This window comes from Streptomyces tendae (assembly GCF_008632955.1).
Lineage (GTDB): Bacteria > Actinomycetota > Actinomycetes > Streptomycetales > Streptomycetaceae > Streptomyces.
Genome location: NZ_CP043959.1, coordinates 6,092,377 through 6,104,960 on the forward strand (window position 1 = coordinate 6,092,377; position 12,584 = coordinate 6,104,960).

The following is a 12,584-nucleotide window of genomic DNA, read 5'->3' on the forward strand; positions in this document are numbered from 1 at the left end:
GCCCCGGGGACGACCCTCCCCCGGCGTCACGGCGCCGCCTCTCACACGGCCGGGGGCGCTCCCTCGATCGGGCGGCCCAGGACGCCCGGGCGGCGTTGCCACGGGTGGGGTCCGGTGGGCGGGCGGTAGGCGACGCCCAGGGCGTCCAGGCGCCGGTAGTGCGCGGTCATCCGCCGCTCGAAGCCGGCGAAGTCCCGCTCGGCCGGAGCCGGGAGCACGCTCCACGCGACCTCGCACAGCGCGGCGAGCCGCGGGAACACCTGGTAGTCGACGCGTCCCTGGTCCTCCATCACCTCGGTCCACACGTTGGCCTGGGTGCCCAGCACCCGCGCCCGCTCCCCGGGCGTCAGCTCCGCCGGGACGGGCTCGAAGCGGTAGACGTCCTCCAGGGTGCGCACGTAGCCGATCGGCACCGGTTCGCCGGGGCCCGCGTCCTGACGGTGGTCCAGGTAGACCTGCTGCTCGGGGCACATGACCACGTCGTGCCCGGCGCGGGCCGCGGCGACCCCGCCCGCGTAGCCGCGCCAGGACGACACGGCCGCGCCCGGCGCCAGTCCGCCCTCCAGGATCTCGTCCCAGCCGATCAGCCTGCGCCCGCGTTCGGCGAGCCAGCCGTCGAAGTGCGCGATGAACCAGGACTGCAGGGCGTCCTCGTCCGCGAGCCCGAGGGACTCGATCTGCTTGCGCGCGGTGGCCGAGGCGCGCCACTGGTCCTTGACGCATTCGTCGCCGCCGATGTGCACGAACGGCGAGAACGGACCGGCGTCGGCGGGGAACAGTTCCAGGACTTCCTCCAGCACCCCTTCGTAGAAGCGCAGGGTGTCCTCCGTGGGGGCGAGGACGTTCGGATTGATGCCCCAGGTGTCCCAGACGTTCAGGGCGGTGGTGTCGACGACATCGGAGTTGCCGAGTTCCGGATACGCGGCGATCGCGGCCTGCGAGTGCCCGGGCACGTCGATTTCCGGGACCACGCTGATATGGCGTTCGGCGGCGTAGGCGACGATCTCGCGGATGTCGTCCTGGGTGTAGTGACCGCCGTGCGGCCGGTCGTCCCACAGCGGCGAGGCGCGGTGGCCGATTTTGGTGCGGGCGCGCCAGGAGCCGACCTCGGTGAGCCTCGGGTGGCGGCGGATCTCGATGCGCCAGCCCTGGTCGTCCGTCAGATGCAGATGGAGGACATTGAGTTTGTGCGCGGCCATCAGATCGAGATACCGCAGCACGCCGTCCTTCGGCATGAAGTGCCGGGCGACATCCAGCATCAGCCCGCGCCACCGGAAACGGGGCGCGTCCTCGATCGTCACGTACGGCACCGTCCACGTCCGGTCGCGGCGCACCGGTGCCCTGCGGTACGCGTCGGGCCCGAGGAGCTGCCGCAGCGTCTGGGCGCCCCGGAAGACGCCCGCCGCGTCACCGCCCTCGACGAGGACGCCCGCACCGTCGCTGACGAGGCGGTACTCCTCCGGACCCAGCCCCGGGGCCGGCGCGAGACGGATGCCGTCCCACGCACCGGAGGCCGCCGTCCCCTCGTGCCAGGGCAGCCCGGTGGCCGCCCGCAGCACGCCGCCCAGCCAGCGCCCGACACCCTCCGTGCCGGCGCCGGCGTCCAGCCGGGAGTGTTCCGTCAGGCGCACCTCGCCGGTGCCGGTGACGACGCCGCGGGGCGCCGGAATCAGTGAAGTCGGCATCACGTCAGTCCTTTACCGCGCCGCCCAGTCCGGAGACCAGACGCCGCTGTACGAGTACGAAGAAGACCAGTACCGGAATCGTCATCACCGTGGACGCCGCCATGACGCCGCCCCAGTCCGGGTCGTCGGGTTTGTAGAACACCAGCAGCGCCATCGGCAGGGTCGACCGGGAGATGTCGCTGATGATGAACGACTTGGCGAACAGGAAGTCGTTCCAGGCGGAGATGAAGGAGAACACGCTGGTGGCCACGAGGCCCGGCAGAACGAGCGGGAAAAGGATCTGCCAAAGGAAGCGCGCGCGGCTCGCGCCGTCGATGTACGCGGCCTCCTCCAGGGCCTCCGGAACACCCTTCACGAACCCCCTGAGCATCCAGATCGCGAACGGCAGCGAGAAGGCGATGTGCGGCAGGATCAACGACCAGAGCGTGTTCAGCTGACCGAGATCCCGCATCACGAAGAACAGGGGGATGGTCAGCGCCTCCACCGGCACCATCTGGGCCACCAGAAACATGATCAGCAGGGTGGTCCGCAAACGGAACCGGAATCGCGTCACGGCGGTCGCGGCGAGAAACGCGATCAGCGCGGAGGCGATCACCACGGCGACCGCGACGACGACACTGTTGAGGAAGTAACGGCCGAAATCCTGCTGCCCGAACACCCGCCGGAACGAGCCGAGCGTGGGCGCGAGTGTCCAGGGACGCGGCTCGCTCGACTGGATCTCGCCGGCCGGTTTGAAGGCGCTCAGCACCATCCAGTACAGCGGGAACGCCACCACGGCGGCGACCACCAGGGCGGTCACCTCGGCCGCCGTGCGCCCCGGGCGGCGGATGAACCCGCGCACAAGATTCACTCCGGGTTCCCGGCCCCGGCTCACCAGGCTCACAGTTCCTCCCCCTGGCGGCGCAGCAGCCGCAGGTAGACCAGTGTCACGGCGAGCAGGAGCACCAGCATCACCACGCCGATCGCGGCGCCCAGGCTGTACTGCGAGGACGCGAACGCCTTCTGGTAGGCGTAGACGTTGAGCACCAGGTTCTGTCCCGCGATGCCGCCGCCGCCCGTCATGACGTAGATCTGCGTGAAGACCTTGAAGTCCCAGATGACCGACTGGATGGTGACGACCACCAGGATCGGCCGGAGCATCGGCGCGAGCACGGAGCGCCAGATCCGCCCTTGCGAGGCCCCGTCGAGCGCGGCGGCCTCCAGCACCTCGGACGGTACGGCGCGGATGCCGGCGTAGACCGTGACCATCACGAACGGGAAGGAACACCACACCACTTCGAGCAGCACCAGGAAGAAGGCGCTGAACCGCCCGTACGTCCAGGAGTGGTCGCCGAGGCCGAGCACCCGGTTGACGGGCCCGAAGTCGGCGTCGAAGAGGAACAGCCACACCGTGGACCCGGTGATCGCCGGGGTGGCCCAGGCGCCGAGCGCGGCCAGCATCAGCGCGAGCCGCGGCACCGCCCGCACCCGGGTGAGCAGCACGGCGAGCGCGCAGCCCGCGGCCAGGGTGGAGACGACACAGGCCGCCGCGAACAGCACGGTGGCCAGCAGCACCTCCCAGAACTGCCCGTCCCCGAACAGCTCGGCGTAGTTCCCGAACCCCTCGAAGGTGGTCGGCTCCCCGCCACTGACCTGCGCCTGGGTGTAGTGGAAGACGGAGATCAGCCCGAGCTGATAGATCGGATAGGCGAGCAGCCCCCCGAGCACGACAAGCGCCGGCGCCAGATACAACCAGGGGGTGCGGGAGCGCCCTGTCCGGGGGCGCGGGGCCGTACCGGATCTGCGGCTACCGCCGCGTGGGCGCGGGAAACCGCCACCCACCCGCACCCGCGACCGCTCGAGAACCCCCGGCCCGGTGGGCACCGTCATCCGACGGACCCGAACGCGTCGTTCATCTTCCTCGCGGCGTCCGCCGAGGCGGACTTGACGTCCTTCTTGCCGGACACGATCTCCTGGAACATCGTCGGCAGCACCTGCCCCGCATCGATCTGTGCCCACGCCGGCGAGGCCGGCACGAACTTCGTGTCCGCGGCCAGCGTCTCGACGAACGGCTTCACGAAGGCCTCCTTGGCGGCCACCTGCTGCCGCACGTCGGAGAACGTCGGCAGGAAGCCCATCGCGTCGAACAGCTCGCCCTGCGCCTCCTTGGACGCGAGCCGCTGCATCAGGTCGACGGCGAGGGTCCGGTGCGAGGTGGACTTCAGCACGCCGAGGTTGTTCCCGCCGGCGAACGCGGGGGCGATCGACCCGGCCTCCACGCCCGGCAGCGGCACGACCGCGTACCTGCCCTTGACCTTGCCGGCCTCCACGGCGGCGTGGCTGAAGTCGCCGCCGATCGCCATCGCCGCCTTGCCCGCGGCGAAGGCGGTGATCGTGTCGTTGCCGGTCATCGCGGCGCACTTGGCTGCCGGGCAGTTGTCGTCGCCGAACAGCGAGGTGTACGCCTCGATGCCCTTGCGCGCGGCGGCGCCGTCGATGGCGGAGGCGTACGAGCCCCCCTTGCCGGTGGCGAGTTCGCCGCCGTGGGCCCAGATGAAGGGCATCGCGCCGTAGGTGTAGGCGCCGCCGACCGCGAGGCCGTACAGCTCGGGCCGGGCGGCGCGGATCTCCTTCGCGGTGGCGATCAGCTCGGCCTGGGTCTTCGGGACGTCCAGGCCGAGTTCCTCGAAGACGTCCGTGCGGTAGTAGAGCGCGCGGACGCCGACGAAGTACGGGACACCGTAGACCTTGCCGTCCACGGTGACCGACTGCCGGGCGGTCGGGTCGGTGTCCTTGGCCTCGTCCCAGGCGCCGAATTCCCGGGTGAGGTCGGCGAGTCCGCCGTCCTTCACATAGCCCGCGGTGTCGGTGTTGCCGTACTCGACGAGGTCGGGGGCGGACCCCGGATCGTTGAAGGCCGCCTTGATGCGCTGGGCGCGGGTCTCGACGGGTATGTACTCCACGGTGACCTCGGCGCCCTCGTGCGCCTTCTCGAACTCGGCGAGGACGGAGTCGACGACCTGTTCCTTGGGGGTGTTGTTGACCTCCTGGAAGAGCCAGACGCGCAGGGTGCCGGTCTTCTCGTCCTTGTCGGAGGAGGAGGTGCCGGAGGTCTGAGGGGCGCAGGCGGCGGTGGCGAGGACGGCCGCGACGGCGACCGTGCGGGCGGACAGCTTCATGGAGTACTCCTCCGAGCGCGTTGCAGCATATGCAATGGCGGTTTCGCTGTGCACAACTCATCGGAGGCTAGGGACTGGGTGAACCGGGCCACAAGAGGTCTCCACCACTCTGTGACCGGCCGGCGCACCCTGCGCAACGCGCACACGGCACAAAGGCCCCCGGGGCACGCAAAGCGCGCCCCGGGGGCCTCGTGGAAGTTCCGCGTCCGGCGGACGTCAGGGGGAGCGGACCGAAGACCGCCCCGGCGGGCTACTTGTCGCCCTTGCCCTTGTCGTCGCCACCCTCACTCATGGACTCGTAGATCTCCTTGCACATGGGGCAGACCGGGTACTTCTTCGGGTCCCGGCCGGGCACCCACACCTTGCCGCACAGCGCCACGACGGGAGTACCGTCGAGGGCGCTCGCCATGATCTTGTCCTTCTGGACGTAGTGGGCGAAGCGCTCGTGGTCACCGTCGCCGTGGGAGGTCTGCGGCGTCGGCTCGACGAGGGTCCCCGTACCAGTCCCGCGCTCGGGCTCAAGAGTGCTCATGCCGCCAAGGGTACTGAAGCCCGCGCGCCTCAGTTGAGCGAAGGGTCGTCCGGATACGTGGCGACCATCGCCAGCTCGTTGCGCTGCCGGCGCAGCACCTCGCGCCAGAGCCGCTCGGGGGACGGACAGGACACGTCACCCGGCTCCGACTCCACCACGTACCAGGCGCCGTCCACCAGCTCGTCCTCCAGCTGGCCCGGGCCCCAGCCCGCGTATCCGGCGAAGATGCGCAGCGAGCCGAGCGCGGAGGCGAGCAGTTCCGGCGGGGCCTCCAGGTCGACCAGCCCGATCGCGCCGTGCACCCGGCGCCAGCCCGGCGGCGGGCTCTCCCCCGCCGCCCCGCCCGGCACCACGGCGACACCGAGCGCCGAGTCCAGCGACACCGGGCCGCCCTGGAACACCACGCCGGGCTCTCCGGTCAGGTCCGCCCAGCCCTCCAGGATGTCGCCGACGTCCACCGGGGTCGGCCGGTTGAGGACGACACCGAGGGAGCCCTCCTCGTCGTGGTCGAGAAGGAGCACCACCGCGCGGTCGAAGTTCGGGTCCGCCAGAGCGGGAGTGGCCACGAGCAGCCGCCCTGTGAGCGAGGACACCTCGGTCATGCCAGACATGATCCCGCATCTTCCCCGTACGCGGGAGGCAATGCGGGTGACGGGTGAACGCGACCGGGTACGGGGGAGCGGCCTGGTGAGGCGTTGTCCGGCGGAGGTGAAGGAGCGCGGGCGGGCGGCCGGGAGCGCGCCCGGCGTGCGAAGGCTCGCGGTGACCGCCCGTGGCCGTCGTGGAACGGTTCGTGTTGTGACAGACCCATGACGTGCCCAAGGGCTCCATGGGCTTACAGAAGGGGGGTACAAGGCGATTACCCTTTCCCTTCTGGCCCCTGCCCCACTCCACGGAACGCGAGATTCATGACCGTCAACGACGTCGATGACGTACTGCTTGTCCACGGCGGAACCCCGCTGGAGGGCGAGATCCGGGTCCGCGGTGCGAAGAACCTCGTACCGAAGGCCATGGTGGCCGCACTGCTGGGCAGCTCACCGAGCCGGCTGCGCAACGTTCCGGACATCCGTGACGTCCGGGTCGTCCGGGGCCTGCTGCAGCTGCACGGTGTGACGGTCCGTCCGGGTGACGAGCCCGGCGAACTGGTGCTCGACCCCACGTACGTGGAGAGCGCCAACGTCGCTGACATCGATGCCCACGCCGGTTCCTCGCGGATCCCGATCCTGTTCTGCGGCCCGCTGCTGCACCGGCTCGGGCACGCGTTCATCCCGGGCCTCGGCGGCTGCGACATCGGCGGACGCCCCATCGACTTCCACTTCGACGTGCTGCGGCAGTTCGGCGCGCGGATCGAGAAGCGGGCGGACGGCCAGTACCTGGAGGCCCCGCAGCGGCTGCGCGGCACCAAGATCGCCCTGCCGTACCCGTCCGTCGGCGCGACCGAGCAGGTGCTGCTCACGGCGGTCCTCGCGGAGGGCGTCACCGAGCTCTCCAACGCGGCGGTGGAGCCGGAGATCGAGGACCTGATCTGCGTCCTGCAGAAGATGGGCGCCATCATCGCGATGGACACCGACCGGACGATCCGCATCACCGGTGTGGACAAGCTCGGCGGCTACACCCACCGCGCCCTGCCGGACCGTCTGGAGGCCGCCTCCTGGGCGTCCGCCGCGCTCGCCACCGAGGGCAACATCTACGTCCACGGCGCCCAGCAGCGCTCGATGATGACGTTTCTCAACACCTACCGGAAGGTCGGCGGCGCCTTCGAGATCGACGACGAGGGCATCCGTTTCTGGCACCCCGGCGGGCAGTTGAAGTCCATCGCGCTGGAGACCGACGTGCACCCCGGCTTCCAGACCGACTGGCAGCAGCCGCTGGTGGTGGCGCTGACGCAGGCCACGGGGCTGTCCATCATCCACGAGACGGTCTACGAGTCCCGCCTCGGCTTCACCTCCGCGCTCAATCAGATGGGCGCGCACATCCAGCTGTACCGCGAGTGCCTGGGCGGCTCGAACTGCCGCTTCGGCCAGCGCAACTTCCTGCACTCGGCGGTCGTCTCGGGCCCGACGAGACTCCAGGGCGCTGACCTGGAGATCCCCGACCTGCGCGGCGGTTTCTCGTACCTGATCGCGGCCCTGGCCGCCCAGGGCACCTCCCGCGTCCACGGGATCGGCCTGATCAATCGCGGCTACGAGAACTTCATGGAGAAGCTCTCCGAGCTGGGCGCGAAGGTGGAACTCCCGGGCAAGGCCCTCGGCTGATCCACGGCCCACGAACGCCGATGGGGCGGTCACCCAAGTCGGGTGACCGCCCCATTGACGTCTAGCTGCGGCGCCCCGTCAGGGGCGCGGGGAACTGCGCGACAAGCCACGTCGGACCGGCACCCGCCCGGGGGCACTCAGCCGAACGGCGTTGAAGCGCGCAGGCGCGCAGGCGCCTTACTTGCCCTTGGCCGCTTCCTTGAGCTTCGAGCCCGCCGACACCTTCACGCTGTAACCCGCGGGGATCTGGATCGGCTCACCGGTCTGCGGGTTGCGCGCGGTGCGCGCAGCGCGGTGGGTGCGCTCGAAGGTCAGGAAGCCGGGGATGGTGACCTTCTCGTCGCCCTTGGAGACGATGTCGCCGACGACGTCGGCGAACGCGGCCAGCACGGCGTCGGCGTCCTTGCGGGTCACCTCGGCGCGGTCGGCCAGCGCGGCCACCAGCTCACTGCGGTTCATGTTCTTACTCCCGTGTTCTTCTTGCCGTTGAGGCGTGCCACGCGGCGGAGCCGCATGTCGGGCACGGCGAAAGCCGATGCTGCCAGGTTCCTCGGTGAGTCCCCGGACCCGGGTCCTTCGTCGGACCCTCGCGCCCAGGGACGCATCCTGCCTCTACCTGCGGCGGTAATGCCAATCCGGCACCCGCAGGAGTCGTGAGAACACCCGAGGGAGTCACACGAAGAGCGCCACGGCCTCCGCACGGTGACGCTCCGTCCGCTTCCGGCAGCGGACAGCAGGGGCCGGAGCCCGGGTCTGGCCGCCACCCTAGAGGGCGGCCAGGACTACGGGTTCCGCGACGCGCCGGTCCTAACCACCCCCGTGGCGATCCTCACAGCGACCGGCCGTCGCGGCGGTCACGCCCCGGCGGCCTTGGCGGCGTCCCGGACCGCGCCGGCGACCGCGCCCGCGACCTTCTCGTTGAAGACGCTGGGGATGATGTAGTTCGGGTTCAGCTCGTCCTCGGTGACCACGTCGGCCAGGGCCTGCGCGGCGGCCAGCATCATCTCCGTGTTGACGGTGCGGGACTGGGCGTCCAGCAGGCCGCGGAAGACACCCGGGAAGACCAGCACGTTGTTGATCTGGTTGGGGAAGTCCGAGCGGCCGGTGGCCACAACGGCCGCCGTCTGGCGGGCGATTGCCGGGTCCACCTCGGGGTCGGGGTTCGCGAGCGCGAACACGATCGCGCCCTCGGCCATCGCCGCCACGTCCTCGGCACCGAGGACGTTGGGGGCGGAGACGCCGATGAAGACGTCCGCGCCGCGCACGGCCTCCTTCAGCGTGCCGGTGAGGTTCTCCGGGTTGGTGTTGTCGGCGATCCAGCGCAGGGCGGAACCGGGGACGGCGTCGACCAGGTCCTCGCGGCCGGAGTGCACCACACCGTGGATGTCGGCGACCACGGCGTTCTTCACGCCGGCGGCCAGCAGCAGCTTCAGGATGGCCGTGCCGGCCGCGCCGGCGCCGGACATGACGACGCGGATGTTCTCGATGGTCTTGCCGGTGACGCGCAGGGCGTTGGTCAGGGCGGCGAGCACGACGATCGCGGTGCCGTGCTGGTCGTCGTGGAAGACGGGGATGTCGAGGGCCTCGCGCAGCCGTGCCTCGATCTCGAAGCAGCGGGGCGCCGAGATGTCCTCCAGGTTGATGCCCGCGAAACCGGGGGCGATCGCCTTGACGATCTCCACGATCGCGTCGGTGTCCTGGGTGTCCAGGCACAGCGGCCAGGCGTCGATGCCGGCGAACCGCTTGAACAGGGCGGCCTTGCCCTCCATCACCGGCAGGGCGGCCTTGGGGCCGATGTTGCCCAGGCCCAGCACGGCGGAGCCGTCCGTCACGACCGCAACGGAGTTGCGCTTGATGGTGAGGCGGCGGGCGTCCTCGGGGTTCTCGGCGATCGCCATGCAGACCCGGGCCACGCCGGGCGTGTAGACCATGGACAGGTCGTCACGGTTGCGGATGGGGTGCTTCGACGCCATCTCGATCTTGCCGCCGAGGTGCATCAGGAACGTACGGTCGGAGACCTTGCCGAGGGTGACGCCCTCGATGCGGCGCAGCTGCTCGACGATCTCGTCGGCGTGGGCGGTGGACGTGGCCGCGATGGTCACGTCGATGCGGAGCCGCTCGTGGCCCGACGCCGTCACGTCGAGGCCGGTCACCGAGCCTCCGTGGGACTCGACGGCCCCGGTGAGCTGGGACACCGCGGTTCCTCCCGCGGGCACCTCCAGCCGGATGGTCATCGAGTAGGAGACGCTGGGCGCCGTTGCCATGGCCGTTCCTCTGCTTTTCAACCGTGTCGCGAATCGTGCCGTCCGATCGTCGCACCTACCACCGAGTACGTGGTAGCCGCCTGGGATTGCGGACGTTTTGTTCACCGGCCGCTGCCACCAGCCGGAAAACGAGTTCCACCATACGAGAGCGAGCCGGGCAACAAAAGAGGCCCACGTCACTGTCGTGACGTGGGCCTCTCGAACGCTTGTGACACCGACCCGCCATGCTCGCCTCGCGGCAAGTGGTCGCTCGAAGCGACTAAGGTTGGGCCCGGGGGCTTGGATCGGGCCGGTGCCACGTCAAGGCTAACAAACGGATGGCGCGAGGCCATTCCCATGACCCGGGGATATTTCCCGCACCCCCTCGACGCCCCTCACCGGTCAGTCCCGCAGCAGGTCGGGGACCCCGTCGGCGTCCGGTGCGTCGCGGTCCGCGGACACCACGGTGAGCTGCTGCGTGGCGCGCGTCAGGGCGACGTACAGCACGCGCAGCCCGGCCGGGGACTCGTCGGCGATCTCCGCCGGGGAGACCACGACCGTCGCGTCGTACTCCAGCCCCTTGGCCTCCAGGCTGCCGAGCGCCACCACGCGGCCGCCGAGCCCGTCCAGCCAGCGCCGGGCCTCCTCGCGCCGCTGCATGGCGACGACCACGCCGACGGTGCCGTCCACCCGCTCGAGCAGCCGGGCGGCCTCCGCCCGCACGGTGTCGCCCAGCGTGTCCCGGACCACGGCGAAGCGCGGCTCGACGCCGGTGGAGCGCACCGCCCGGGGCGCCTCGGAGCCCGGCATGGCGAGGGCGAGGACCTTGGACGCCAGCTCGGCGATCTCCGCCGGGTTGCGGTAGTTCACGGTGAGCTCGAAGCGGCGGCGCGGACGGGTGCCCAGGGCCTCGTCGCGGGCCTGGGCGGCCTCGTCGGGGTCGGACCAGGACGACTGGGCCGGGTCGCCGACGACCGTCCAGGTGGCGTGCCGGCCCCGGCGGCCGACCATGCGCCACTGCATCGGGGTGAGGTCCTGCGCCTCGTCGACGATGACGTGCGCGTACTCCACGCGCTCCTGGGCCAGCCGCTCGGCCCGCTCCCGCTGGGTCTCCTCGCGCACCGGCATCAGCTCCTCCAGGCCGGTGAGCTGGTCCAGCGGGTCGATCTCACGCTTCTTGCGGGGGCGTGCGGGAGCGCCCAGGATCGCCTGGAGCTCGTCCAGCAGCGCGATGTCGTGCACGGAGCGCCCGTCCCGCTTGAGGGCGCGCGCCACCTTGCGCACCTCCCCCGGGTTCAGGACGCGCCGGGCCCAGCGGCCGAGGCGCCGCTCGTCGGCCATGGCGTCCAGGACGGCGGCCGGGGTCAGCTCGGGCCACCAGGCGTCCAGGAAGGCGGCGAAGTCGTCCTCGGAGGTGATGTCCTCGTCGAAGGAGGAGCGCAGCTCGGCTGCCAGCTCCGGGTCGGTGTGCCGGTTCCCGGCGCCGGAGCGCTCCCACAGGGCGTCGAGGAGCAGCTTGCGGGCGCGGGGGCGCAGCAGGTTGACCGGCGCGGTGCCGCTCAGGGCGGTGCGGCGGACCTCCGCCAGCTCCTCCGCCTCCAGCTCCAGCCGGCGTCCGAAGGCGACGACCCGCAGCCGCTGGGGCGCGTCCTGCCGCTCCAGGGCGCCGCGCGCGGCCTTCCGCAGCACCTTGAGCATGCGGGAGGAGCCCTTGACGCGGGCCACCGACGGGGAGTCGTACACCGTGGCCTCGGCGCCGTCCACCAGGGAGCCGATGGCGCGGATGGCGACCTGGCCCTCCTCGCCGAGGGACGGCAGCACGCCCTCGGTGTAGGCGACCAGCAGCGGGGTCGGGGAGACGATCAGGATGCCGCCCGCGTACCGCCGCCGGTCCTGGTAGAGCAGGTAGGCGGCGCGGTGCAGGGCGACGGCGGTCTTGCCGGTGCCGGGGCCGCCCTCCACGTAGGTGACGGAGGCGGCGGGGGCGCGGATCACCAGGTCCTGCTCGGCCTGGATGGACGCCACGATGTCCCGCATGGAGTGGGTCCGGGCCTGTCCGAGCGCGGCCATCAGGGCTCCGTCGCCGATCACGGCCAGCTCGCGGCCGTCGAGGGACGCCGTCAGCTCGGGGCGCATCAGGTCGTCCTCGACGGTCCGCACCTGCCGCCCCTTGGAGCGGATCACCCGGCGCCGCACGACCCGGCCGGGGTCGACCGGCGTGGAGCGGTAGAAGGGGGCCGCGGCGGGCGCCCGCCAGTCGATGACCAGCGGGGCGTAGTCCTCGTCGAGGACGCCGATCCGGCCGATGTGCAGGGTCTCGGCGATGTCGGCGGTGTTGTCGGGCCGGACGGCGCCCTCGGCGGGCTCGACGGCGGTGTACGCGCCGTCCGGGCCCTTCTTGCCGTCCTTGCCGAGCAGCAGGTCGATCCGGCCGAAGAGGAAGTCCTCGTACTCGTTGTGCAGCCGGTTGAGGTGGACGCCGGCCCGGAAGACCTGGGCGTCCCGCTCGGCGAGGGCGCCGGGCGTGCCGACGTGACCGCGCTGGGCGGCGTCGCGCATGAGGAACTCGGCCTCGGTGATCTTCTCCTCGAGCCGTTGGTACACCCGGTCCAGGTGTTCCTGTTCCACACGGATCTCCCGGTCGCGAACGGAGTCGTGAACCGGGTCGACCGCGGATTCCTGTTGAGCCTGAGCGGCCACCGGGCCCCCTT

10 protein-coding genes are annotated in these 12,584 nt (G+C 71.1%); 1 reads left to right on the plus strand and 9 read right to left on the minus strand.

The annotated features are described in order from the left end of the window. Nucleotides 1-41: 41 nt before the first annotated feature. From F3L20_RS27975 to F3L20_RS28000, 6 genes are all read right to left on the minus strand, one after another. Nucleotides 42-1,685, minus strand: coding sequence for a beta-N-acetylhexosaminidase (locus tag F3L20_RS27975; protein WP_150156672.1), 1,644 nt, complete (start codon nt 1,683-1,685; stop codon nt 42-44). A gap of 4 nt (nt 1,686-1,689) precedes the next feature. Next, complete coding sequence (locus F3L20_RS27980; RefSeq protein WP_150157525.1) at nt 1,690-2,535, minus strand: carbohydrate ABC transporter permease; 846 nt, start codon at nt 2,533-2,535, stop codon at nt 1,690-1,692. 29 nt (nt 2,536-2,564) lie between these two features. Then, complete coding sequence (locus F3L20_RS27985) at nt 2,565-3,554, minus strand: carbohydrate ABC transporter permease (protein WP_240810777.1); 990 nt, start codon at nt 3,552-3,554, stop codon at nt 2,565-2,567. Further along, a complete protein-coding gene (locus tag F3L20_RS27990) occupies nt 3,551-4,843 on the minus strand; it encodes an extracellular solute-binding protein (protein WP_150156673.1) in 1,293 nt (430 codons plus the stop codon). The genes F3L20_RS27985 and F3L20_RS27990 overlap by 4 nt, the downstream gene beginning before the upstream one ends. 250 nt (nt 4,844-5,093) lie before the next feature. Next, nucleotides 5,094-5,375: a DUF3039 domain-containing protein gene (locus F3L20_RS27995; RefSeq protein WP_024885352.1), complete on the minus strand. Its 282-nt coding sequence runs from the start codon at nt 5,373-5,375 to the stop codon at nt 5,094-5,096. A gap of 29 nt (nt 5,376-5,404) precedes the next feature. Beyond that, a complete protein-coding gene (locus F3L20_RS28000) occupies nt 5,405-5,977 on the minus strand; it encodes a YqgE/AlgH family protein (protein ID WP_167534624.1) in 573 nt (190 codons plus the stop codon). Between the two features lie 306 nt (nt 5,978-6,283). On the opposite strand from F3L20_RS28000, the gene murA reads away from it, so the two are divergent. Then, nucleotides 6,284-7,630, plus strand: coding sequence for a UDP-N-acetylglucosamine 1-carboxyvinyltransferase (murA, locus tag F3L20_RS28005; RefSeq protein ID WP_145827526.1), 1,347 nt, complete (start codon nt 6,284-6,286; stop codon nt 7,628-7,630). Between the two features lie 177 nt (nt 7,631-7,807). On the opposite strand, the gene F3L20_RS28010 is transcribed toward murA, so the two are convergent. The 3 genes from F3L20_RS28010 to F3L20_RS28020 form a co-directional block, all read right to left on the minus strand. Next, nucleotides 7,808-8,089, minus strand: a complete 282-nt coding sequence (locus tag F3L20_RS28010; RefSeq protein WP_003990598.1) for an HU family DNA-binding protein — start codon at nt 8,087-8,089, stop codon at nt 7,808-7,810. A 395-nt stretch (nt 8,090-8,484) separates the two neighbouring features. Further along, nucleotides 8,485-9,894: an NAD-dependent malic enzyme gene (locus F3L20_RS28015; RefSeq protein ID WP_145827525.1), complete on the minus strand. Its 1,410-nt coding sequence runs from the start codon at nt 9,892-9,894 to the stop codon at nt 8,485-8,487. Between the two features lie 381 nt (nt 9,895-10,275). Further along, nucleotides 10,276-12,573: a HelD family protein gene (locus F3L20_RS28020; RefSeq protein WP_150156675.1), complete on the minus strand. Its 2,298-nt coding sequence runs from the start codon at nt 12,571-12,573 to the stop codon at nt 10,276-10,278. Nucleotides 12,574-12,584 lie beyond the last annotated feature (11 nt).

Coding starts and splice junctions, on each gene's coding strand:
- murA (WP_145827526.1), top strand. CDS start 6,284: ATGACCGTCAACGACGTCGATGACGTACTGCTTGTCCACGGCGGAACC.
- F3L20_RS27985 (WP_240810777.1), bottom strand. CDS start 3,554: ATGACGGTGCCCACCGGGCCGGGGGTTCTCGAGCGGTCGCGGGTGCGG.
- F3L20_RS28010 (WP_003990598.1), bottom strand. CDS start 8,089: ATGAACCGCAGTGAGCTGGTGGCCGCGCTGGCCGACCGCGCCGAGGTG.
- F3L20_RS28000 (WP_167534624.1), bottom strand. CDS start 5,977: ATGACCGAGGTGTCCTCGCTCACAGGGCGGCTGCTCGTGGCCACTCCC.
- F3L20_RS27975 (WP_150156672.1), bottom strand. CDS start 1,685: ATGCCGACTTCACTGATTCCGGCGCCCCGCGGCGTCGTCACCGGCACC.
- F3L20_RS28015 (WP_145827525.1), bottom strand. CDS start 9,894: ATGGCAACGGCGCCCAGCGTCTCCTACTCGATGACCATCCGGCTGGAG.
- F3L20_RS27995 (WP_024885352.1), bottom strand. CDS start 5,375: ATGAGCACTCTTGAGCCCGAGCGCGGGACTGGTACGGGGACCCTCGTC.
- F3L20_RS27990 (WP_150156673.1), bottom strand. CDS start 4,843: ATGAAGCTGTCCGCCCGCACGGTCGCCGTCGCGGCCGTCCTCGCCACC.